The organism is Microbulbifer sp. ABF4_148 (assembly GCF_056158985.1).
The window spans coordinates 414,276-438,083 of sequence record NZ_JBSWUI010000001.1 but is presented as its reverse complement, the minus strand read 5'-3'; the positions used below and the strand labels follow the sequence as shown (position 1 = coordinate 438,083).

Sequence of the window (23,808 nt, the reverse complement as noted above, 5' to 3'; positions counted from 1 at the left end):
ACATAAATTACTGTTCGAATTCAGTTAGTAGCCCGCGGCTTGGCCGTCTTTCCGGCTTTCTGATGCACCGTGATAGACGCCATTTGCGGTCTTCTGTATGGCCTGATAGCCACCGTAAGGTCCACTTTCAAAGCGTACCTGATGCCCCATCTGCACCAGCTTGCGTCGGGTTTCCATGGGAAAGCCATCCTCCAGGCTGAGGTAGCCGCCGTCCTCCATCAACTCGTCGGTGGGTTGGCTGGACCCGCTGTGCAGAATACGCGGCGCGTCACCGGCCTCCTGTACGTTCATACCGAAGTCGAGCATGTTGATCACGATCTGCGCATGCATTTGCGGCTGGGTGGCACCACCCATCACGCCAAAGCTCAACCAGGGCTTTCCATCCTTGGTTACGAATGCTGGAATAATGGTGTGGAATGGACGCTTGCCGGGCTGGTACTGGTTAAAGTGTCCCTCGGTCAGGCTGAACATTTCTCCGCGATCCTGCAAAATAAAGCCGAGCTCGCCTGGTGTCATACCGGAGCCCATCCCACGATAATTACTCTGGATTAAGGAAACCATATTGCCGTCTTTGTCGGCGGTGGTCAGGTAAATCGTATCGCCATGGCGCAGCGCTACGGTGCCGGCTTCATAGCGCTTGGCTGCCTTGTTCGGATTAATAAGTGCTCGGCGCTTCTCAGCGTAAGATTTGGAGATCAGCTCTTTAACCGGCAGCTTGTTGAAGTCCGGATCGGCGTAATACTTGGCGCGGTCTTCAAAGGCGAGTTTTTTTGCTTCGGCAAAAAGGTGGATATACTCGGGGCTCAGGCGACCGAGCTTTTTCAGGTCGTAAGCTTCGAGAATATTGAGTATCTGCAGCGCTGCAATGCCCTGGCCATTGGGGGGTAACTCCCACACGTCGTAGCCGCGATAGTTGGTGGATACGGGTTCGATCCAGTCAGAGGTATGCGTGGCGAGATCTTCGTATGACAAGAAACCACCATTGGCCTTCATATAACGGCCGATTTCACGGGCAATCTCACCCTTGTAGAATGCATCGCGGCCACCCTCGGCAATCTGTTGCAGAGTCTTAGCCAGGCGCGGGTTGCGGAACAGTTCGCCTTCTTGTGGGGCCTTACCGTCCGGCATATAGGTTGCTCGGAAACCCGGGAACTTCTCCAAGCTCGGTACCGAGCGGTTCCAGTAATGAGCCACCAGCTGGGTAACAGGAAAGCCCTTGTTGGCATATTCAATGGTGGGTGCCAGCAGGTCTTGCATCGGCAGTTTGCCAAACTTGTTATGCAGTTCGAACCAGCCATCCACCGCGCCTGGTACCGAAACCGGCAGTGGCCCGTGGGACGGGATTTTGTTCAGCTCATTTTCGGCAAAGTAGCTGAACGGTAGCGACTTGGGTGACCGGCCACTGGCATTGAGACCATAGAGTTTTTGCTCCTCGGCACTCCAGACAATGGCAAACAGGTCCCCGCCAATCCCGTTGCCTGTGGGTTCCATCAGCCCCTGCGCGGCGTTGGCCGCAATGGCGGCATCTACCGCACTGCCACCCTGTTTGAGGACATCCAGTGCGATCTGCGTGGCCAGCGGATGACTGGTAGCAGCCATGCCCTGCGTAGCTAGTACCGGCGAGCGGCTGGCGAACCCTTCCCCATTCACCCGGTCATAAGCGACGCTACTCACCGATATCGCTGAAGCAATCACAAGAGAGATTGCGCCTTTGATGCCTCGGCGAAGGATTGGGACGCGTCTGGGCATGGAGGTGCCTTTACTGAGTGCGTTTTCAAACAATGCTGTTATCTGAGGTTTCACGAAAAGGTCCTGATCTTTATTCTTGAGATTAGTTTCATGCGATTCCAGAAGTGCGTCAAACACCCGTTCGCAAGCTGAAGATGATGATCTGTTTTACGCTGTATGAATTTAATTAGATTTTCTCAGTGGCATATCCCGAAAGTTTGTTCCTGCAGCGTATAGTTATTCCGAGTCGAGCTTCATCAAGACTTTAACGAGATCACTCTCGGCAAGTAACGATTTCACCGCAAGCATCTGCTCGCCATCCTCACTCAAGTCAAAATTCAGTCGAAAGCGATTACGTGCTAGCGAGCGCTGGTCGTGTAAGCCCGACGCCAGATGTATACGATGTAGTTGTGCATCGGTGCCAGACCGGTCGGTGTAGTACAGCCAGCCGTCACGAATAGTCCAGCGATTCGGGCTCGCGTCGGGCAGCTGGGCAAGTTTTCTCGGCGCACTGTCAACTTCGTGCAGCCACGCGATACGGTTTGTATCCAAGAGCACAAACCTTTCACTCCTCAGGATTCGAATCCCGATAGCGTTCCGGTATAGCAGTTGCGGTTCGCTGCCCCATGTCGCTTGGTACAGGCTGGGTACTCCGCCTGAGTGTTTGCTGAAATAAATACTGTTGCTATCCAAGCTCCAGGTGGGGTGGCCCAATGCGTCTGCGCCATTGCCGAAAAAGTGGAACTCGCCACTCTTCACAGTTAGCACGAATACCCGTCCATCGAGCAGTCCAGCCAGATAGTTGCCATCCGGACTGACCTGTAGCGATTGAATGGACGCTGTTCCGGGGAGTTCTGCCAGCGTTTCGCTGGGTCCCTGGTTGGGGTGGAGCTGTATGGATTGTTGCTGGCTATGGTGCGAGACAAAAAATAGCCCGCCACCCAGTGGATGGAACAGCGGGAAGTCTTCTGCGTTTGGCAAACTCAGGTCGGTTGCAGCCATTAACGGTCTATCGTGGAATGGCAGTGGCTGTTGTTGGAGATCCAGAAAGTTGCCGTTGTGCCTCCGCATAAAAAAGCAGTCGGTGCCGCAGTGATGGAATACATGGTTGGTATTGCCATCAATACCTGGGTAGGGCGTCAGTTGGTCAGTTGCCAGCTCGTACTTGGCTAGCTCTCCTGTGAAACCGGAGAGCGCCACGACACGATTGTCCTCGGACCATACCAGTCGCTGAAACAGCCTGGCAAGGTTGCGTGTGTGTAGCAGCGTGCCCATGGCAACATCCAGCACCAGGAGTTCCTGCTTTTCACGACTCAGGGCGCGCAGTACCGCAAGCTTGCTGCCATCGGGAGATTCACGCACAAAAAAGTCGAACATACCGCCCTGACCGGGTTCGGTTACCGGCTCAAGGGTATGGTCTTCCAGTCCTAACCGGGCAATTCCAGGCGTGTTCGATGTGGGCCCCGCCTTTAAGTACAGGGCACTGCCATCGTGACTCCAGCTGGAAAGATAGCGGCGCTCCCCATCGGGTAAGGAAATTGTCCGGACATTGATCAGGCCCTGCCCGGCCTCGTAGTCCGCCACAAAGTGAGTTAGCTCGGTGCCGGCGTCACTTCGGGTATAGGCCAGCTGGCGGCCGTCCGGGGACCAGAGGGCATTGGCATAGTTGGCGGCTTCCCAGGTTAGCCGCTGTGCGTTATCGGTTCGCAGGTCTTTTACATACAGCTGCAGATAGTCGTTTTTGTTCGCACGATGGGAGAACACCAGTCTATCGGTGGCAGCGCTGTAGTCCGGGTTGAGCTCTGAGCCAGGCATTTGGGTCAGACGGGTGATTTCAATCACTGGCTCGGGTTGTGTATTCATGCGTAGCAGCACGGCGCTGACGATGAGGGCTGTTGCCAGACTGGCAGCCCCCCACAACTTGCGTCTCCGAAAGAAGGAGGGAGTAGCGCGTTGTATTTCGACGGGAGCAATCAACGCGTAGCCCTTTAACGGCACGGTACGGATATACGTCGGGTTGCGCGCATCGTCACCCAGGCAGTCCCGCAGCTTGCGGATCATTGCCCGCAGCGCATCATCGGTTACCACGCGGTCCGCCCAAATATGGGTATTGATGGTATCGCGGCTAACGGTGAGGCCGGCCTGTTCCACCAGTAGCTGTAGCAGGCTGTTCACCTGGGGCTCAAGCTTGCGCTGGTCGCCATGGCGACTGAGCGTGCAACGTGCAGGGGCGCATAGGTAATCGCCAATTTGGTAAAGGCTGGAAGTTGGCTCCTGGTCACGCATGGTACTTATCCAGTCTGTCCATTCTGCGTTGTGAATCGCTGTGAATGCGCCGTATTCACATAAGTTCACAATTCTTCCTTTGTGGGCCAGCACTGCGCCCGGCAAGTTTCACGTATTAAATCACAGCCATGGTCGTCGTCGAGAGATGGCAGATGGTAAACACAAGGAAGGCAGCCTGTGCTCAACACAATTCGAACTTGCTTACTCGTGGCCCTGCTCATTGCGGGTGCGCCGTTCAATCATGCCTCTGGCAACGCCGTTGCCGATCGGTATACGGAACTGGCGCAAGATATTGACCAGATCTTGGCCCGTACCGACACACCCGGTGTTGCCGTGGCCCTGATGGAGCCGGGGAGAGAACCCTGGATCTATACCAGCGGGTTTGCCGATCTGAATGCCCGAAAGCCTGTCACTGCCAATGCCATATTCCGCACTGGCTCGGTTGCGAAGATTCTGGTGAGTATGTCGATCATGAAGCTGGTGGAAGAAGGGCGGCTTAGCCTGAATGATCGCGTCGTGGAGCTCGCCCCAGAGGTTACTTTTCACAACCCCTGGGAGGCCACGGATCCACTGCTTCTGGTACACCTGCTTAACCACAGCAGCGGTTGGGATGCGCCCCATTTCCCCGAGCTGGTTGGCAGGGCAGGGAGTCCTATTGGCATTGTCGATCAGCTGGCGCTGCATCCCCATTCGCGTACCAGCCGTTGGGTGCCGGGTACCCGCACCGCCTACAACAATACCGGCCCATTGGTCGCCGCCCATATCGTGGAAAAGGTCAGTAACCAGACCTTTGAGGAGTATGTACAGGCCAATTTCTTTGCCCCGCTGGGCATGGTCAACAGTGGCTACTTTTATGATGACCGCTATCGCCGATTGGCAGTTACCCAGTATCGGCAACAAGGTCCGGTGCCCTATTGGCACCTGGGCAACCGTGCAGCGGGCGGACTGCATGCAAACGTAAAAGATCTGCTCGCATTAGCGCAGTTCCTGCAGCAACCTGCGCTCGAGAGCGAGCCAGTGCTCACTCCGGCATCCGTGCGCGCCATGGAGCGGCTTCAGGGGACGCGCGCTGCAGCGGCTGGGCTCGAAATCGGCTGGAGCCTGGGGTTAACCAGCTTTCACCACAAGGGACTCGTATGGGCGGGGCACGAAGGCAGCCTGCCCGGTGCCGGTGCGCTGCTCGCCTATGAGCCCGCGGGCGAACATGCCCATATTGTGCTGGCCAACCAGGATGGCCCGGCCGTTGCTCAGATCCATCAGCGCTTGCAGGCATTTTCAGCAGCCAGCCACACTGAACCGGTGAAGGAGCAGGTAGACCACGGCGCCATCAGCGAGGTTGATACTGTCGCTTTCCAGCCTGGGTATTACCGCAATATAAGCCCGGTGGCCAAGCGCGTCGAGATTCTTTCCGGTCTGATGCCATGGCAGCTTCAGCTGGATAATGACATGATCAAGCTTTCCCCCATATTCGGTGGCCCTCAGCGAACCCTCGCACGCAATCAGCGCGGCCAGGGGATTCAGCCCGACAGCGGCCTCGTGGTACTTGTGCATCAGCAGAATCCGCTGGCTGGCAATGTGATTCATTATGGGCCTATGACCTTTAAGCCTATCAGCGCACTGCAGGCCATTGGACCGCCAGCGCTGGTGATTCTCTGGGCGCTGGTGAGTGTGGTGGGGGTATTAGCCGCTGGCGGGCGATCGGTGCTGTGGGTGTTTGGTAGGCGCAGTACCGCTAGCCGTCGCTATTGGGGATGGCCGCTGGCGACCTTTGCGGTGGGCATCGTTATGTTGGCCTCGGCAAAAATTGCCCTGAGTACAGCGGAACCGTATGTGCGAGCAGCTGATCTGTCTCTACCGGGCGGACTGGTATTTGCTGGTTCACTCTTGTTCTTTGCAATGGCGATCTGGGGTATGCGCGTGCTGTATACCGGGTTCGGTTCCCAGCGAAGCTTTGCCCGCTGGCATGGTGCGGCATGGTTGGTGCTGAATGCCGCGGTTGCGATTCTACTGCTGAACTATGGACTGATCGGCCTGCGCCTCTGGGCCTAGCCGAGATATTTGCTGTGTCTGACAGCTGTGGGTAAGCAAGGTGAGTCAAACGTCGTAACTCGCTTTGGAGTCGTGAAACAGACACGCCAATTTGGGTCCGTGTTATGGTTGGTGGTTTCATGTTTCCATCAAGGGGTAGATCACAATGCCTGTCGCCAACTGCGCGGAATCCAAAGAGCCCATTTCGCTGGCCTCTTGCCTGTTTGTGTTGCTCGCTATTTTCTCTACTTTTGCGGCGGCAGCGCCCGGTGAAGACCTGCAAGCTATTATTGACGAGCACTGGCAGTACAGCCTGAAAGAAGATCCGATCATGGCCGGGCGTATGGGGGTGAAGGACTACAATGATCGCCTGCCCGGCGTGACGGCCGAAGACCGCGCCCGTCGCCTGGCAGCGGAACAGGGATTTATCCAGCGTCTCAAAAAGATCCCTGTGGATAAGCTCAACCAGTCCGAGCGGGTGAACCGCGACCTCCTGATCTGGGTACTGGAAAACTCCGTCGAGCACAATGAACTGTTCCTCGATCGTATTCCGTTCAATACCTTCTCCAGCTTTTATAGTGGCGCCACTACCGCGAGTGAAGGTCTGGCGATGAACTCGGTGCAGGACTACGAGGACTATATCGCCCGGATCAAGGATTTCGGCCGCTACTTTGACGAAAATCTGGCCAATATGCGTCAGGGCATCAAAGACGGATTCGTCCAGCCGAAAATCGTCGTGCAGGGCGTGGCGCCCACGGTACGAGCGCAGGTCTATGACGACCCCAGCAAAAGCCGGTTGTACAAGCCATTCGAGAAAATGCCCGATAACATTTCGGCCAAGGAGCAAAAGCGGCTTCGCGCGGCGGGTAAGCAGGCAATCGACACCGTCGCTACGCCTGCATTTGGTCGCGTGGCAGACTTCCTGGAAGGTGAGTACATGCAGGCCGCTACCGATACGATCGGCGCGGAGCAACTACCGGGCGGCAAGGACTACTATCGTCACGGTATCAAAACCTACGTGACCGAAGACCGTGACCCGGCTGAAATTCACAAGATCGGACTCGCCGAGGTCAAACGTATACGGGAGGAGATGGAAGCGCTGATCGAAGAGTCCGGGTTTGACGGCAGCTTTGATGAGTTCACCGAATTCCTGCGTACCGATCCCCAGTTTTATGCCAAGACGCCTGAAGCGCTGTTGAAAGAAGCTGCGTACATCGCCAAGAAAACCGACTACGTGCTGCCGGAGTTTTTCGGCAAGCTGCCGCGTATGCCCTATGGCGTGGTCCCGGTGCCTGCGGAGATTGCCCCCAACTACACCACGGCGTCCTACAACCCTGCCGCTATTGGCGGGATTCGCGGTGGTGCCTACTGGCTCAACACCCATGCCCTGGGCCAGAGACCATTGTACGAGCTGGTTGCCCTGAGCCTCCACGAAGGTGTGCCCGGCCACCATCTGCAGGGTGCGCTTTCTCAGGAGCTGGAAAACGTCCCGAACTTTCGTCGCAATTTATATCTCAGCGCCTTCGGAGAAGGGTGGGGTCTTTATTCCGAGCGCCTGGGTAAAGAAATGGGCCTGTATACCACTCCCTATGAGCATTTCGGCCGCCTGAGCTATGAAATGTGGCGTGCGGCGCGTCTGGTACTCGATACCGGTATCCATTCCCAGGGTTGGACAAGGCAGCAGGCACTGGATTTCCTGTCGGAGAACACCTCCCTGTCTGAGGCCAATGTCCGCGCAGAAGTCGACCGCTACATCTCCTGGCCGGGCCAGGCCCTGTCATACAAGATGGGCGAAATTAAAATCCGAGAACTAAGAGATCGCGCAGAAAAAACGCTTGGTGATCAATTTGATGTTCGAGCATTTCACGATGCAGTGCTGGCAAACGGCGCTTTGCCGATGGAAATGCTCGAGCAGCAAATGCAGTCCCTTACGGAAAAGACGGCACAATAAGATTTCGTAAAAGTACAAACACATAATTAAAAGATCAGGGGAATAGTATGAAATACCTCGTCTCTGCCATCATGATAGTGCTGGTCTCTGGCTGTTCGAGCATGTACACACCGGCTGACACCAATATCGCAGTGGGCTCCCTTCTGGATGAGATCCAAATCGCGATCAATGAAATCAATCGAAACACCCAGGACGATTCGAGCCTTCCTCCTTTCCAGAGTGCCGAGGTGACTCTCTCGACCAAGGCGGAGTTGACGACTTCTGGCAGTGCCTCACTGGTTGTTGCCGGTGAAAGTAGCAGCTCTCGTATCGATTCTAACGTGTTAACGCTGGAGCTCGTTCCCGGCGCATTCCAGACCAAATCCAATGTCAGCTCCCAGGGCTATAAGATTGCTGAATATGTACTGGCAGCCGTCCGTGCAGTCGATAGCAATGGTTTTCTGGTGCTGAATTCACTCACCGTAGAGGCTGGTCTCGAAGTCGTGCGAAATGAGGCGGGTGGTATTGAGGTTGAGCTGGTCGGTATGACGGTCAAGGGCGGAAAAGCAAAAGCGTCTACATCGGTAAATAATCTGAAGCTCGTTTTTGCACATTCGGAAGAGCAGCAGGCAGAGGCGGCAAAGCCGTCAGCAGAAAAACTGCTGTTGTGATTGCCTGAATTTTGACAAGAAGCGATCCAGTTTTGACTGTGGATCGCTTCCTACCACAATTGCATGCGATCAATTATGTTTTATGCCGTCTGTTCAGCTTTGTCCCGTAACCACTGAGCAACCACTTTATTCGGGATCTTTCTATTCCCGGAGCTGACGGCACGATCAAATGATTTGGACTCGACGGATTCATCTTCCTCTTCCAGCTTGCGGAACTCTGCCTTCATCGCCATCAATTCTTTGGCCGCTTTCACGGCGTCCTTGCGTACATGCATATCCTGCGACTTCAGCTGCATACGGCCGCCAAAATAAAACCCAATGACAACGCTAACCAGCGTCCAGTAGCCCGGCGGCATCAGTTCATAGGCCTTGGCAATTTCCAGAAAGCGCGCTGGATCCAGCGGAGCGAGCACGAAAAAGCTGAGGATCGCAATCGCCATCAGTGGACGTGGCAGGCGATTGAGGCCATCGGCAAAGGAGTCCCACCAGATGCGGGTTTTGCGCGTATGGAACTCCGCCGAGTACTGGGTCAGTGAAGCCATGTCGCGGCCGATATCGGCCATGGTTTCATCGTGCTTGCGCTGGCCACGGTTCTCTTTGTTCTCGACAAAGACCTCGGCAACATCCTTGCCGCTTTTGAAGACATTGGTAATTACGTTCCACCAGGCCATTACGCTAGCTCCTGCTCAAATTCGTCTACCCGATTCATCCATCCCTTGAGGAATACCTCCTGGGAGGCATCGTTGTCGACGATGAGTCGGTAAAAGTTGCGGCGTTCTTCAATAAGTGCCTTTATGAAGACCTCGCCCATTTCCTGTTGTGCCCAGACGGCTGCAGAACGCGTTTGTGGCCCCATCGCACCGTCTTCATCGAGATAGGAACTGTAGCCGGCCTGATTGCATACGCTCTGTACGAATTTCAGCGCCCGGCGAGGGCCATGGTTTACCGCACAATCAAAAATAAAGCCCTGGATTTCGGTCGGCAGGCGATCGATACCCGGAGCGAGGAAGTAGTTGCGTTCGTAGATATCCTTGGCGAGATCGACCGATAGACCGCGGACTTCGTCTTCGCGCACTGCGCGCCCGAGAAAGCGCGACAGGGTTTTCTGGGTAATACCGTATTTAGTGGGGCCACCGCGATCTGCAGGGTGGTTTACATAGCCCCCTTCACGGCGCAGGACTTTATCCAGCATTTCATCAAAGCTTGCCATCACTCCTCCTTGAACATTATTTGAATAGTATTGATAACCAGCCGGGAAAAGTCTTGTCGCTCGAAAAACGACGACGGTTGGCGCTGGCAATGCCGCGAGGACCGCAGCGGCGTGACTTGGCAAGCTACCATTCGGTAGAGAGAAGAACAAGCGCTGACAGATTTCAGCGGATCACAGGGAGAGTTGCCGGTATCGATGCTCGTGGGGCTTTCTGGCGGTAAGCGACTATCGAACTATGGACGTGCAGACAAGCCAGCAGACAGGGCTCGCCATCGCTCTGCGCTCACGCCGTCCTTGATGCCGTCTACCTTGTGAGCAAAAACGTCGGCGGGCAAGAACGTTTGCCATGCCTTGAGCAGATGTATTCCGTGCTCCTCACTGATATTGGAGAACATCCAGCCCATGATCGCCGGAGCGATCCATGCTGGCGTCTCACCCACCAGGCGGGTGACCATGTCTTTTTGTTGCTCGGTATCCAGGTGCGCTTCAAATGCCGGGATCAGCTGAGTGTCTTCATATTCGATATGCTGACGCAGCTGTTCTTCCAGCGCCGCAAGCTGTGTGTGAATTCGCCCAATAGTCGCGTGTATATCTTGTTCGTCTGACAATGCATGTAGCGCAGCCAGCTCCGTGCGGATGTCATAGAGAAGATTCAGCTCCCGGTGATGTTCCTTGCGAATACACTCCGGTACGTCGATACCGTGGTTGACCATATAGGGAAAAGCGACACCGTCTTCATGCAGGGAATGCGTCTGCAGCACATCAAAGAAGAATTGAAACTGCCGGGTGAAGTCCGAAAGAGTGTCCAACGATAGCGAATCGGCTGCATCCCTTAACCGCGACATATCCCTGAGGATGGCCTCATGCACGTCATACCAGCTTTGTAAGGGACCATCGTGCCAGTTAGTTGCCAGTAGCCTCATGGAATTATTTTCCGCCAGTATCTTGCCAATTCTGGATGAATCCAGATGCCGGAAACTATAGCAATGCCTTGGGGATCGGCTTCGGCCGCTTCCCAGAAAATCTGCGAAGCCATTTGATGAGTGATAGATGATACAGCCGACGTGAGCGCTGCACTGAAAAGCGACACTTGCCTACACTGTGCATCTAAAAGCACCTCAATTGGCAGGTCGAAGATCTATAGCGCGCCAAGAATGATGAGCCTATATGCAAAAGAAATACCTCTATAAAACCTGGCGACGGGTCTTCGGACACCTGTTTGCGCTGGTATTCGCGTTGGTATCACTGGGGATTGTGGTATCTACAGTGATTGGTGCCATCGGTAATATTTTTGAAGGAGAGGGGGTATCCAGCGCCACTAATATCGCTTACATACTCGTGAATACGGCAACCAATCTTGTGGTCGCGCTGACTATCTTCGAATTAGCCTACTTAATCGATGCAGAACTCGCTGTGCCGCCGGGAGCTGAACCCAGCATTACCGAAATTCTGCAAAGCGATTTGCCGCGCTTCATCGGCACGATTATCTGTGCGGTAGCCCTAGAAGGGCTGATTCTGATTCTGAAATATAATACAGAGCAGGCCTACGACCGTATCTACATTGCGGTTGCAGTGATTTTGAGTGCGGCGATATTACTCGTGGCTTTGTCGTTGTATCTGAAGTGGTTTCCGCTGGGTAGAAGACTGGAAAATCACGAGAAGTAAAAGCGGTATTTGGGCATAGTAAATATGTCAACGTGATCGCCCAAAATTATATTGCTGAGAAGCATTGCGGGCCGATGGAGTTTCGGTGCAGATACATAAAAACGAAAATCAGACATTCGTAGATTAATAGACAATGGAAGATCTCCTTATCGACGCATGTGATCTCCATCGTTCGTACCATAACGGACGAGAAGATGTATCCGTATTGATGGGCGCATCTATGGAGTTACAGCGCGGCGAGTCGGTAGCGGTCATTGGTCCTTCTGGTTCGGGTAAAAGCACTTTGCTGAATATCCTGAATGGACTGTTGACGCCAGATTCCGGCGAGGTGCGGATTTTCGGTCGAGAGGCGTCATCGCTTGGTGACGAGGGTTGGTCCGAAATGCGCCGTACCCGGATTGCCACCTTATTCCAGGACGGCAACCTGATACCCACGCTGTCGGTCGGGCGCAATATCATCTTTCGTGCGGCGCTCGCAGGCATCGAGGTGTCTGATAACGCGGCATTGCTCGAGCGCCTCGAGATCAGTGATACCGTCCATCGCTTTGCGGACCAGATCTCCGGCGGGCAGCGTCAGCGCGCTGCGCTGGCCTGCGCGTTTGCCATGCAGCCGGAATTGATCCTTGCGGATGAGCCGACGGGCAGTCTGGACCAGGCCACCGCCGAACGTGTCACCCCGCTGTTTTTTGAGGCCATTCGCGAGCGCAATGTCGGTGCGCTCATCGTTACTCACAATCTTGAACTCGCGCATCGCTGCGACCGTATTCTCGAACTTCGCCAGGGCGTCCTGCATCCATGGGACTCAGTAGCGTCTTCCTGAGCCACTACCGTCGCCACCCGACGCAGCTGATCGGTTTGCTGCTGATACTGGTGTGCGCGGCGATGCTGTGGAGCGGGGTGCGGACATTGACAGCTGCGGCCGAAAAGTCAGTCACGCGTTCCCAGGAGGCTCTGGAACCCCTCACGCTGGTCCTGCGAGAAGACGGTCGTGCAATAACGGTGGATGACTTTGCCACGTTGCGGCGCAGCGGGCTGTGTGTGTCGCCACGGCTGGAAGTCCGGTTCGCCGATACCGGTGCGCCGATGGTGGTCGGTATCGATCCGCTCACTGCGGCGTGCCTGCGCCAGTATCGCGGTGGGGCGCCAGCCATGAACTCCCTGTTTGCCAACCTCGACAAACCGGCGTTACTGGGTGCACCCGCAGACCTCAAGCGGTGGCAAGTACTGGCGCCAGCCGGCAGTGCCCGTTATGCGCTGGAACCCGTCGACGGATTGCCACGCCGCCAACTGCTGACCGACATCGCCGTCGCCGCCGAGCTGGCTGCGCGCGGTCACGGCACCCTGGAGCTCTTGTTGCCGGAATCTGAACTCGAGAAGCAGACATTACCGGCGGGTTACCGGACTCAGGTTGAGGACTATGGGGTGACGCCGGCGCCCTTGGTGGATGCCTTCTTGCTGAGCCTGAATGCCCTGAGCGTGCTGGCACTGTTGGTGGCTGCGTTACTGGTGCGCAGTGTGTATCGCTTTGCACTGGAGCAACGGCGGCGCAGCCTGGACTTGCTGGTGCGCTTTGGTGTGCGTCCCCTGCAGTTGCGCCTTGCCCTGATTGTCGAAATCGTACTGATTGCGCTGGTCGGCGGTACCCTCGGGATGTGGCTGGGTGGCTGGCTGGCGGCTGCCATGGCTGATGGTTTTCAGGGCACACTGAGCGGACTGTTTGGCGTCAGTGGCGCCGTTGCCCCTGCGCCCAGAGTCGGCACATGGCTCAGTATGGTGTTGATACTGGTGCTGATCGTCGGCTGGGCGGGGCTGGATTTACTGGTGCAGCGCGCCGAGACACAGCCTTACCAGACTGTGCAAAGCCGTCTTCCGAAGTGGGCGGGCCAGATGAAGCGCTGGTGGTTGTGGGCCGGCGTATTTCTGGTGTCGCTGGTGATGTTGTTGTTTACCCAGCAGTTGTGGCTGGTTTTCCTGGCGGCGGCGGGTTGTCTGTTGGGCGTCGGCCTGTTGTTGCCGGAGATCCTCAATGGCCTGTTGGCGCTGGTGCAGCATCGCACCGTGCGACCGCTGTTGGAGTGGTCCTGTTCAGAAATGCGGGCCCTGTGCCGGGTACTGCACTTGCCTCTGACGGCACTCGCCTTCGCGATCGCTACCGTGATTGGCGTGCACGCGATGGTGAACGGGTTCGAGAATACTTTTGACCGCTGGCTGGACCAGCGTTTGCGTGGTGACTTGTATCTGGACCCGGGTGGTCCGATCGAGGCAGCTGATTGGCAGCGCAAACTGCAAAACTTGCCCGGCGTCAGCGCGGTATTGCCGATGGTACGGGGGCGCGGCTTGCTCGCCTCCGGGCCGGTAGACGTCATGACTATCGATGCGACATCGCCGCTGGTGCAGGCATGGCCCTTTATTGCGGCAGAGTCTGATGTGTGGGAGGCCCTGATTGCCCGCGGAGTGCTGGTGAATGAGCAGCTGGCGCGCCGCCATGGTGTCGGCGTAGGCGATCGCCTGAGTTTTCAGGTTGGCGACGCAAAGATCACCCGCGATGTAGTGGGGATCTATGCAGACTATGGCCGCCCCCAGGGCGAGTTGATGCTGGCACAGTCGGCGTTGTGGGAAGCACCTCCGCAAAGTTACACCACCTTTGTGCTGGGCGCCGAGGACATCGATACGCTGCCCTGGCGGGCATGGCCGGAACGCCATCCCTGGTTGGCGGCCAGTCGCATACGTGATCAGCAAGAACTCAAAGGGCTGGCGAATGCGGCCTTTGCGCGCACTTTCCAGATGACCCGCGTGCTGAATACCCTGACGCTCGCGCTGGCCGGTGTTGCCCTTGGCCTGATGGGGCTGGTGATTTTCCGGCTGCGCCAGGCCCCCTACACACTTTTGCATGCGTGTGGTGTACCGGCCAACGCACTGCGTAAACGCCTGGTGACCCACAGCCTGCTAATTACCGGCTTGTTGGCATTACTGGCGACACCGTTGGGTGTGTTCCTCGGTTGGGTGTTGGTGGCACAGGTCAACCCGGCCGCATTTGGCTGGGCCCTGCCACTGAAACTCTATCCGCTGTTCTGGCTGCAGGTCTGGATTGCCTCGGCGGCGATCGGTGCGCTAGTCGGTCTGCTCGCTGGCAGTCCGGTACGTCTGGGGGCCCTGAAAAATGACTAGATTGTCCGGTGTCCTTCTGTGGGCTTTTGTTCTGGCGCTGACGGCGTGCAGCGAGCCCGAGGAGGGCGGATCCGAGCTCGGTGCAATCGAAACAATGCGTGAACCACCGGAGGGCTTCGAGCAGGCGCAGCCGGGGATGTCGGTCACCCTGCCGCAAGACCTCGGCGCGCACCCGCGCTACCGATTGGAATGGTGGTACCTGACCGCCAATCTACACAGTGAGAGCGGGGAACAGTTTGGTGTGCAGTGGACGCTGTTTCGCACCGGTGTAAAACCCGGCCCCTATACCGCCCAGGCACAGGACTGGCCGCTGGATGAAATCTGGCTGGCACATGCTGCACTCAGCCAACCGGAGAATCATCAGTTTGCTGCGCGCAGTGCACGCGGCGGCACCGGGCAGGCGGGCGTGACGGCGCAACCGTTCAGTGCCTGGATGGATGATTGGGCATTGAGGGAGCAGGCGGACCACTGGTTACTCAGTGTGAAGGCTGATGACTTTTCTTATCGGTTGAAACTCAATCCCGGCGAGCAGCCGGTGTTCAACGGCGTGCAGGGGTTCAGTGCCAAGTCTGCCGGCGGTGGTGGTTCGATGTACTTTAGTTTCCCCATGCCACAAATTACCGGTGAAGTTACGGTGCAGGACCGGACCATTCCTGTGCAGGGGCAGGGCTGGTTCGATCGGGAATGGAGCAGCCAGTATCTCAAAGCCGACCAGCAGGGCTGGGACTGGATGGCCCTGCATCTGGATGATGGTCGCCGTATTATGGTGTTTCGTGTGCGCGGTGCAGAAGACTTCTACGCAGGCACCCTGGTCGCGGCCGACGGCACTGCCCGCAGCCTGAATCCGTCCGAGTTCTCGTTACAACCGCAGACGTTTCGTGACAGTCGCTTCGGATCAGTGCCGGTCAACTGGCAACTGACGATTCCCGCTGAGGGCATCGCGCTGGAGATTGCATCCTGGCCCGGGGATTTCTGGAACCCGGGTTCGTTGCGCTACTGGGAGGGGCCGGTACGTGTCAGCGGCAGCGCATCTGGTGAGGGCTATCTGGAAATGACCGGTTACGGCAATCGCGCGGACTAGCCTCGTAGGTTATCTCCAAATTCCACGGCGTATTGAATCAGTGAATAGCGACTATCGCCAATCCTGCATGGGCCTGGGCAGCGTCAGCGCGCATAATTTTTGCCAGACAATGCATACGGGTGAACAAGTTAATGACGGAAAGTAAACGTGACCGTGGTGAGGTGATTCGCCGCGAAGTAATGAGTGATCCGTTTGTGGATCGCGCATTGGATAATGTGACCGACTTTGATCGCGAATTGCAGGACTTCGTAATGGAGGTCGCCTGGGGCAGTGTGTGGAACCGGGATGAGGCCGTCATCGACCGTAAAACCCGCAGCCTGATGACCCTGTCCATGCTCATCGCATTGCGTGCAACTGAAGAGCTGAAAGGCCATGTGCGCGGTGCGTTACGGAATGGCTGTTCGGAACAGGAAATTCGCGAAGTGATCCTGCATTCCGCTGCCTACTGTGGTTGTCCGGCAGCGCTATCGGCGAATCGGGCGGCGCGGGAAATTATCGAGGCGGAACGATAGTGATTTTGAGTTCCGGCTGAAAAAGAGAAGGGGCCGGCTGGCCCCTTTTCTAAATGCTTCAGGAGAGTGAAGCAATTATCGTGTTGTCATTATTGACGCAGATTACTGATACAGTTGTTGTATTCGCGGATATAAATCTTACCGCCCATAGCAGGGTTGGCATTAGATTTATCAGCCGCAGCATTACGACAACCTTCTACCTGGTCCGGTGTCAGGCCAACTTCAGGAGACTGGCTACCACGAACAGACATGTCAGGAGACTGCTGATGTTGCGGCAGAGAGCTCGGGGGCTGTACCTGATAAAAGTACTGACCTTGCTCGTTAAAGCGATAGAACTGGTCACCACTCTTATAGTAGGTCGTACCTAAATGCTGAACGGGCTGAGCACCCGACGGCAGCTGACTCAGGCGCTCTTGCGCAATACTGAAACCGGCAAGAGAGCAAAGCAGCAGTACAGAAAGTACATAACGCATGATGTTTTCTCCTTCCTCCAATGTGGCCTCAAGTCTACTCAAACCATTGGGTGGTCCCAATGACCGTCAATGGAAGTTCCCTTGCTTAAGAGAGATCTTTTAAGACTGCAAAGCGATAAAGAAAGGTTCCCCTGCAGGGCCCGTTGTCGGTTTCTTGCGTACGCATCACTATCGTTCTAACCCTGTTGGGTTAATGAGTATTTGAGCGCTGCCAATTTGCGGCTGTGATCTATGACTATTGCCGGTAAATGCGGGCACGGTATGTCCTATGGCGTCTGGGCGACGCCATAGTGCGGTGACCGGGCTGCCATTTTTTCTGGTTTGGGCCGAATCAGGCGGTGGCTTCCTGGAATTGCAGGTCCGCGAGACGCTTGTACAGGGGGGAGATCTCCAGCAGCTCGGTGTGGCTGCCCTGTGCCACCAGCTGGCCGTGCTCCAGTACTGCAATGCTGTCGGCGTGCAGGATAGTTGCCAGGCGATGGGCGATGATAATGGTGGTGCGATTTTGCATCAGCGTTTCCAGCGCCTGTTGCACGTGGTACTCGCTCTCCGCGTCCAGCGCACTGGTGGCTTCATCCAGCAACAGGATTTTCGGATCCTTGAGAATAGCGCGGGCAATGGCCAGGCGCTGTTTCTGTCCGCCGGACAGGCGCGTGCCCTGTTCGCCCAGATGGCTGTCGTAGCCGTCTGGCAACTTCTCGATAAACTCATGTGCGTGCGCCGCTTTGGCTGCCGCAATCACTTCTGCGTCGCTGGCATCGGGCTTGCCGTAGCGGATGTTGTACCAGACATCGTTGGTGAACAGCGCCGGTTGCTGCGGCACCACGGCAATCTGTCTGCGCAGGGTTTCGGTATCAAGCTCGCGGATGTCGGTTCCGTCCAGGGTAATACTGCCGCCTTGTGGGTCATAAAAGCGCTGCAGCAATTCCAGCAGCGTTGACTTGCCGGCGCCGGACGGCCCCACCAGCGCGAGACTCTTGCCGGGAGCAACGTCCAGACTCAGGTCACGAATTGCAGGATGGTCCGGGCGTGATGGATAACTGAATTCGATCCTATTGAACGACACCTGGGCAGTGCCTGGTGTCCCGTTTTGCGCATCGCAAGCTTCCGCGGTATCCGCGCGGCTCGCAGGAATCTGTGACTGCACATTGAGCAGGTCCACCAGACGCTCAGTGGCGCCGGTGGCCCGTTGTAACTCTCCGTAGACTTCGGAAATGGTGGCGACCGCAGAGCCCATCATCACCGCATAGAACACAAACGCCGCGAGGTCACCACCGGTCATGCGGCCGGAAATCATATCGTTGCCGCCGACCCACAGCAGGCCGCTGATGGCGCCAAACATCAGCAAGATCACCACGGCAATCAGCAGCGCGCGCTGGCGCACACGCTTCTTGGCAATGCGGAATGCGGTTTCGACTTCGGCGTCAAAGGCCTGTTTCTCGTGCTTCTCGCGGGTGTAGCTCTGTACTGTTTTGATGTGCTGGATAATTTCACCGGCGTAACTGCCCACGTCCGCGATGGAATCCTGGCTGGCCTTGGACAGCTTTCGTACCTTGCGCCCGTACAACACAATCGGCAGCAACACCGCGGGCACACCGATCAGCACGATCAGGCTGAGTTTGAGATTGGTGACCACCAGCAGGATCAGCGCCCCCACAAAGGTCAGCGCGCTGCGCAGCGCCATGGAAAACGACGAGCCAATAATGTTTTGCAGCAGGGTGGTATCGGTGGTGAGGCGAGACATAATCTCGCCGCTGCGATTGGTTTCGAAGTAACTGGGGTGCAGGGTGATGATGTGGGAGAACACGGCCTTGCGCAGGTCGGCGACCACGCGCTCGCCCAACCAGGACACCAGGTAGAAACGGGTATAGGTGCCAATGGCCATCAGGAATGCGAGGCCGATCAGGATCACTACCGCGCGACCGAGGGCCTCACTCGAGTTGGCCACGAAGCCCTCGTCCACCAGCAGCTTTACGCCCTGGCCGATCGACAGGCTGATACCGGCAGTGAAGACCAGCGCGATACCGGCGGCGATCAGTACCAGCTTATACGGCTTCATGTACTGCCACAGAGCCAGCATCATCTCGCTAAACGGCATGCTGGAGGCGGAGCGTTGGGGAGTGTCGTCGGGATTGCCGGCGGGGGACGGTGCAGCGGTATTGGACATGAAAGCTTCTAAACAGGTCTTCAGGTAGCCCTTTTGGGGCGGCGTTGGAATACAGTTATCGAGGCGCCGTGGCGGAATTCAACCCGCGACTGCCGTTTACTCTGCGACAAAGCGCATGATCAGGATGTCGCGCCCCTGTTTGACGTAGGTCTGGAACCGGTCGAGCACGGCGCTGGGCTGTGCACCGGGCGGTTCCTCGACAAAACCCAGCGACTGGTAGAAAGCGACGAGGTGCCGGTAGGGAAAGGTAAAGGTGTTGTCCCCGAACTTTTCGCGCATCTGTGTCACCAGCAATCGTGACACGCCCTGGCCGCGGTGGGTTTCGGCCACCGCGACTCCGGTCAGTAGCTGGCTGTCGGTGAGCTGGCGCAGGCAACCGCAGGCGATGATCTCACTGTGGTGGCGAATCACCAGGCACGGATCGTGGCGCTTCGCTTTGCCGCGGAATTTGTGGGTGCGGTAAAATTTGTTGGCCAGCGGGATCTCTGCGTCGGATAGCCACTGGGCGGTATAGCCGTTTGTCCTGTTGCCAACGTTTGCAGAAGTTTTTGTCATTTATGCCGCGCCTGACCTGCCCCACATGCCACCGTCCCCCATCGCTGTGTTACTGCAGCGCGTTGGTGCGTGTGGCGTCCCGTCTGCGAGTGCTGATCATACAGCACCCGCTGGAGCAGAAGCATCCATTCAATACCGGGCGCATGGCGCACCTCTGCCTCCCCAACAGTGAACTGGTGATTGCGGAAGCTTCGGACGAGGCGCTATGCGCCCGGATTCTGTCGGTGCCATCGGCGCTGCTGTATCCATCGCTGGACTGGCTGCCGCCGGTAGAGGAAATCGTGCCAGACACCGAGGCCGCACAAGCGCTGCAGCAACTGGTGGTCCTCGATGGGACCTGGCGCAAGTCGAAACGTATGTTGCATCTCAATCCGGCGCTGCAAAGGTTACCCCGGGTCAGCCTCGCCGGTGGCCTGCACTCGAATTACCAGGTGCGACGTTCGTCGTTACCCGACAGCCTGTCGACGGTGGAGAGTATTGCGCTGGCACTGCAACAGCTGGAGCCGGCGCAGGATTTTCAGCCGTTACTCCAACCGTTTGAGCGGATGGTGGCATTACAGGCTGCCAGTGCCAGCAAGCATCGCCGCGAGTAGCATTCAGCCCGCAACAGCCACGGGCTTCAGCCGGTCGGTATGATCCCGTTCATCGATGGGCCAGTGCAGGATGGCCGCGAGCAGCCCGAGAACGACACCCGCATACCAGATTCCGTTGTAATTCCCGAATACCTCATACAGGTAGCCCCCCAGCCAGACGCCACTGAAGCTGCCCAGCTGGTGGCTGAAAAAGACGATACCGTAGAGGAAGGTCATGTAGCGTGTGCCGAAAAACCGCGCCACCAACCCCGAGGTGGGGGGCACTGTCGCCAGCCACAGGAAACCCATTAGTGCGCTGAACACCAGCACGCTGGTGAGGGAAATGGGAATCAGCAAAAACGCGCTAATGGCGATCACCCGACCCAGATAGATCCCCGACAGCAGTTTGTGCATGGGGTACTGGCTGCTGAAAACACCGGCCATAAACGCGCCGACCACGTTGCACAGGCCGATCAGGCTGATGCTCCAGGCCCCGACCTTGGGATCAAAGCCGAGGTCGACCAGATAGCCGGGCATATGCACGGTGATAAAGGCGACGTGGAAACCACAGACAAAAAAGCCAAACACCAACAGGGTGTACGAAGGCACCCGCAATGCGCGCCGTGCCAGCTCCGGCAGGCCAATGTTATCCAGTGAGGGTTCCGCGGCCTGTTCCGTATGGTGGCTACTGTAGCGTGCCAGCGGGATGGCACAGAGTGCCATCAGCAGTGCCGATAACCCGAGAATATGCAATGCCTGGTACCAGCCTGCCCAGTCGATCAGCTGCTGCATAAACGGCACTACCAGAAATTGTCCGAGGCTACCCGCCGCCGTGCCGATCCCCAGCGCCATCGCGCGACGCTCTTCCGGAACGGCACGGGCCATTGCCGGCAGCACGATACCGAAGGCGGTGCCCGCCACACCGGCGCCGACCAGCAGGCCAGCAGTGGAGGTGATGGCCATGGGGGTGGTGGCATCGGCCATCAGCCACATGCCCAGTGCGTAACAGGCTACCCCGGCCAGCAATACCTTGAGAATGCCGTGCCGATCGGCCAGCCCGCCGGCGAATACCGCGAATATTCCCCACGACAGATTCTGGATCGCCAGTGCCAGCGAGAAGACATCCCGTCCCCAGCCATTGGCTTCCGACATCGGTGCCAGAAACAGGCCAAACCCGGCGCGATAGCCAAAAGACAGTAACAGCAGCAAACAGGCGCTGATCATCACGGGCAGATAGGGTTTGATACTTTTTGTCATGGCGTCAGGGGGCAAACGGTGTGGTGGAGGAATGTCGTGTCGGTCGATTATCGGAGATCTGCCCGGGACCTCAACCCCTGGGTGATCCCAGCCAGTTGGCGTCTGCCTGTCACAGCTCAGAGATTCAGGTGTCAGCCCCGGTGGTTGGCTCGAAAGCAGGGCGGTTGTCGTCGCCCCGACGGGAGACGAGCTACCCTAAATTCTGCATAATGCCGCGCTTCAATTCCCTGCCCGGCACCCTGTCGCCAGAGGCACCATCCAGCTCCGGTATTTCCATGGAAATCAACGTTAACTTCCTCGACAATTTGCGGCTCGAAGCCAAGTTTGATGACTTCACCGTCATCACCGATCAGCCGATCCGCTACAAGGGGGATGGCTCGGCGCCGAGCCCGTTCGATTACTTCCTTGCATCGTCGGCACTGTGCGCGGCCTACTTTGTACGCGTCTACTGCCTGGCGCGGGATATCCCCACGCACAATATCCGCCTGTCGCAGAACAACATCGTGGACCCGGAAGACCGTTACAACCAGATTTTCAAAATCCAGGTTGAGCTACCGGAAGACCTCTCCGACAAGGACCGCGCCGGCATCTTGCGCTCCATTGACCGCTGCACCGTGAAGAAGGTGATCCAGACCGGCCCTGACTTCCAGATCGACGCGGTGGAAAACCTCGCCGAAGATGCCCAGGCCCTGCTGATGGTGGAACCGGACAGCGAGCACACCACCTACATCGAAGGCAAGGACCTGCCGCTGGAGCAGACCATCGCCAATATGACCGGCATCCTCGCCGACTTGGGGATGAAAATCGAGATCGCCTCCTGGCGTAACATCGTGCCGCATGTGTGGTCACTGCATATTCGCGACGCAGCGTCTCCAATGTGCTTCACCAACGGCAAGGGTGCCACCAAGGAAGCCGCCCTGTGTTCAGCACTGGGCGAATTTATCGAGCGGCTGAACTGTAACTTCTTTTACAACGACCAGTACTTTGGTGAGGAGATCGCCAATGCGCCGTTCGTGCACTATCCCAACGAGCGCTGGTTCAAGCCCGGTACAGACGATGCGCTGCCGGACGGTATCCTCGATGACTACTGCCTGGAAATTTACAACCCGGACGGCGAGCTGCGCGGGCGCAACCTGATCGATACCAATTCCGGCAATGTCGCGCGCGGGATTTGCACACTGCCGTTTGTGCGCAAGTCTGATGATGAGGTGGTGTATTTCCCCTCCAACCTGATCGAGAACCTGTATCTCAGTAACGGCATGAGTGCCGGTAATACCCTGTATGAAGCGCAGGTACAGTGCCTGTCGGAAATCTTCGAGCGCGCGGTGAAGAAGCATATCCTCGAGGAAGAGATCGCGCTGCCGGAGGTACCGCGTGCGGTACTGGAAAAGTACCCGCATATTGTCGAGGGTATCGATGCGCTGGAACAACAGGGCTTTCCCATCCTGGTGAAGGATGCCTCTCTCGGCGGCCAGTTCCCGGTGATGTGTGTGACCCTGATGAACCCGCGCACCGGCGGCGTCTTCGCCTCCTTCGGCGCCCATCCGAGTTTTGAGGTGGCGCTGGAGCGCAGCCTCACCGAACTGATGCAGGGCCGTAGCTTCGAGGGGCTCAACGATGTGCCGCCTCCCACCTTCAATAGCCTGGCGGTGCAGGAGCCGAACAATTTCGTCGAACACTTTATCGACTCCACCGGTGTGGTGTCGTGGCGCTTCTTCAGTGCCAGGTCCGACTATGAATTTTGCGAATGGGACTTCACCAGTGACCATTCGGAAACCAATGCCCAGGAAGCCACCCACCTGTTCAAGATTCTCGAAGAGCTCGGCAAGGAAGTGTATGTCGCAGTGTACGATGACCTGGGTGCGCCGGCCTGCCGGATTCTGGTGCCGGGCTTTTCCGAAGTCTACCCGGTGGAAGACCTGATCTGGGACAACACCAACAAGTCGCTGGATTACCGCGAGGATATCCTCAACCTGCATAGCCTCAGTGAAGAACAGCTCACTGCGCTGGTGGATCGTCTGGAAGAAAGCCAGCAGGACCAGTACGAAACCATTATCAATCTGATCGGTGTCGAGTTTGATGAGAATACGGGGTGGGGACAGCTCACCATCCTCGAACTGAAGCTGCTGATCTATTTGGCCCTGCAGCGCCATGAAGAGGCGCTGGAACTGGTGGAGACCTTCCTGCAGTACAACGACAATACCGTCGAGCGCGGGCTCTTTTACCAGGCGGTGCAGGCAGTACTTGAAGTGACCCTGGATGAGGAGTTGTCACTCGGTGACTTCATCGCCAACTTCCGCCGCATGTTCGGCGATGCCACCATGGACGCGGTGGTGGGCTCTGTCGATGGCAGTGTACGTTTCCATGGCCTGACGCCGACCAATATGCAACTGGAAGGGCTCGACAAGCACCTGCGTCTGATCGACAGTTATAAAAAACTGCATGCAGCACGGGCCAAGGCCATCTAAACAGTTGGCGCCATAACCGGATGTAAAAAATCGGAGA

Annotated in this window: 19 protein-coding genes; 10 read left to right on the top strand and 9 right to left on the bottom strand. The window is 57.0% G+C overall.

Going from position 1 to position 23,808, the window contains the following annotated elements:
• Positions 1-24: 24 nt before the first annotated feature.
• Positions 25-1,674, bottom strand: a complete 1,650-nt coding sequence (ggt, locus tag ACXAD0_RS01810) for a gamma-glutamyltransferase (RefSeq protein WP_475086634.1) — start codon at positions 1,672-1,674, stop codon at positions 25-27.
• A 291-nt stretch (positions 1,675-1,965) separates the two neighbouring features.
• Positions 1,966-4,083, bottom strand: a complete 2,118-nt coding sequence (locus ACXAD0_RS01805; protein ID WP_475086633.1) for a winged helix-turn-helix domain-containing protein — start codon at positions 4,081-4,083, stop codon at positions 1,966-1,968.
• Between the two features lie 108 nt (positions 4,084-4,191).
• On the opposite strand from ACXAD0_RS01805, the gene ACXAD0_RS01800 reads away from it, so the two are divergent.
• From ACXAD0_RS01800 to ACXAD0_RS01790, 3 genes are all read left to right on the top strand, one after another.
• Positions 4,192-6,063, top strand: coding sequence for a serine hydrolase domain-containing protein (locus ACXAD0_RS01800; RefSeq protein WP_475086632.1), 1,872 nt, complete (start codon positions 4,192-4,194; stop codon positions 6,061-6,063).
• A 145-nt stretch (positions 6,064-6,208) separates the two neighbouring features.
• Positions 6,209-7,993, top strand: a complete 1,785-nt coding sequence (locus ACXAD0_RS01795; protein ID WP_475086631.1) for a DUF885 domain-containing protein — start codon at positions 6,209-6,211, stop codon at positions 7,991-7,993.
• A gap of 47 nt (positions 7,994-8,040) precedes the next feature.
• Positions 8,041-8,643, top strand: a complete 603-nt coding sequence (locus ACXAD0_RS01790) for a hypothetical protein (protein WP_475086630.1) — start codon at positions 8,041-8,043, stop codon at positions 8,641-8,643.
• Positions 8,644-8,723: 80 nt separating this feature from the next.
• Here ACXAD0_RS01790 and ACXAD0_RS01785 read toward each other — a convergent pair whose 3' ends face one another.
• The 3 genes from ACXAD0_RS01785 to ACXAD0_RS01775 all read right to left on the bottom strand — a co-directional run bounded on the left by ACXAD0_RS01785 (position 8,724) and on the right by ACXAD0_RS01775 (position 10,776).
• On the bottom strand, positions 8,724-9,314 hold the full coding sequence (locus ACXAD0_RS01785) for a 3TM-type holin (protein ID WP_475086629.1): 591 nt from the start codon (positions 9,312-9,314) through the stop codon (positions 8,724-8,726).
• The gene (locus ACXAD0_RS01780; RefSeq protein WP_475086628.1) at positions 9,314-9,853 is read right to left on the bottom strand and encodes a glycoside hydrolase family 108 protein; all 540 of its coding nucleotides are present in this window, start codon (positions 9,851-9,853) and stop codon (positions 9,314-9,316) included. Before ACXAD0_RS01780 ends, ACXAD0_RS01785 begins: the two co-directional genes overlap by 1 nt.
• 233 nt (positions 9,854-10,086) lie before the next feature.
• Positions 10,087-10,776 carry a hemerythrin domain-containing protein gene (locus ACXAD0_RS01775; RefSeq protein ID WP_475086627.1) on the bottom strand — a complete coding sequence of 230 codons (690 nt, stop codon included), beginning with the start codon at positions 10,774-10,776 and terminating at the stop codon, positions 10,087-10,089.
• 244 nt (positions 10,777-11,020) lie between these two features.
• Between ACXAD0_RS01775 and ACXAD0_RS01770 the strand changes: the two genes are divergently transcribed.
• From ACXAD0_RS01770 to ACXAD0_RS01750, 5 genes are all read left to right on the top strand, one after another.
• Positions 11,021-11,518: a hypothetical protein gene (locus ACXAD0_RS01770; RefSeq protein WP_475086626.1), complete on the top strand. Its 498-nt coding sequence runs from the start codon at positions 11,021-11,023 to the stop codon at positions 11,516-11,518.
• A 133-nt stretch (positions 11,519-11,651) separates the two neighbouring features.
• Positions 11,652-12,338, top strand: a complete 687-nt coding sequence (locus ACXAD0_RS01765) for an ABC transporter ATP-binding protein (protein WP_475086625.1) — start codon at positions 11,652-11,654, stop codon at positions 12,336-12,338.
• The gene (locus ACXAD0_RS01760) at positions 12,314-14,686 is read left to right on the top strand and encodes an ABC transporter permease (RefSeq protein WP_475086624.1); all 2,373 of its coding nucleotides are present in this window, start codon (positions 12,314-12,316) and stop codon (positions 14,684-14,686) included. Before ACXAD0_RS01765 ends, ACXAD0_RS01760 begins: the two co-directional genes overlap by 25 nt.
• Positions 14,679-15,767 (top strand): lipocalin-like domain-containing protein, encoded by a 1,089-nt coding sequence (locus ACXAD0_RS01755; protein ID WP_475086623.1) that lies wholly within the window; start codon positions 14,679-14,681, stop codon positions 15,765-15,767. The genes ACXAD0_RS01760 and ACXAD0_RS01755 overlap by 8 nt, the downstream gene beginning before the upstream one ends.
• 131 nt (positions 15,768-15,898) lie before the next feature.
• Positions 15,899-16,279 carry a carboxymuconolactone decarboxylase family protein gene (locus tag ACXAD0_RS01750; protein ID WP_475086622.1) on the top strand — a complete coding sequence of 127 codons (381 nt, stop codon included), beginning with the start codon at positions 15,899-15,901 and terminating at the stop codon, positions 16,277-16,279.
• Positions 16,280-16,368: 89 nt separating this feature from the next.
• Here the strand turns inward: ACXAD0_RS01750 and ACXAD0_RS01745 are convergent, their stop codons facing one another.
• The 3 genes from ACXAD0_RS01745 to ACXAD0_RS01735 form a co-directional block, all read right to left on the bottom strand.
• Positions 16,369-16,752, bottom strand: coding sequence for a hypothetical protein (locus tag ACXAD0_RS01745; protein WP_475086621.1), 384 nt, complete (start codon positions 16,750-16,752; stop codon positions 16,369-16,371).
• Positions 16,753-17,083: 331 nt separating this feature from the next.
• Positions 17,084-18,850: an ABC transporter transmembrane domain-containing protein gene (locus ACXAD0_RS01740; protein WP_475090288.1), complete on the bottom strand. Its 1,767-nt coding sequence runs from the start codon at positions 18,848-18,850 to the stop codon at positions 17,084-17,086.
• Between the two features lie 165 nt (positions 18,851-19,015).
• Complete coding sequence (locus ACXAD0_RS01735; protein ID WP_475086620.1) at positions 19,016-19,474, bottom strand: GNAT family N-acetyltransferase; 459 nt, start codon at positions 19,472-19,474, stop codon at positions 19,016-19,018.
• Between the two features lie 2 nt (positions 19,475-19,476).
• Here ACXAD0_RS01735 and ACXAD0_RS01730 point away from each other — a divergent pair, with 2 nt between their 5' ends.
• Positions 19,477-20,067, top strand: coding sequence for a tRNA-uridine aminocarboxypropyltransferase (locus ACXAD0_RS01730; RefSeq protein WP_475090286.1), 591 nt, complete (start codon positions 19,477-19,479; stop codon positions 20,065-20,067).
• 3 nt (positions 20,068-20,070) lie between these two features.
• Here the strand turns inward: ACXAD0_RS01730 and ACXAD0_RS01725 are convergent, their stop codons facing one another.
• Positions 20,071-21,303 (bottom strand): MFS transporter, encoded by a 1,233-nt coding sequence (locus tag ACXAD0_RS01725; RefSeq protein WP_475086619.1) that lies wholly within the window; start codon positions 21,301-21,303, stop codon positions 20,071-20,073.
• A gap of 209 nt (positions 21,304-21,512) precedes the next feature.
• On the opposite strand from ACXAD0_RS01725, the gene ACXAD0_RS01720 reads away from it, so the two are divergent.
• Positions 21,513-23,771: an OsmC domain/YcaO domain-containing protein gene (locus ACXAD0_RS01720; protein WP_475086618.1), complete on the top strand. Its 2,259-nt coding sequence runs from the start codon at positions 21,513-21,515 to the stop codon at positions 23,769-23,771.
• The last annotated feature ends 37 nt before the right edge of the window (positions 23,772-23,808 follow it).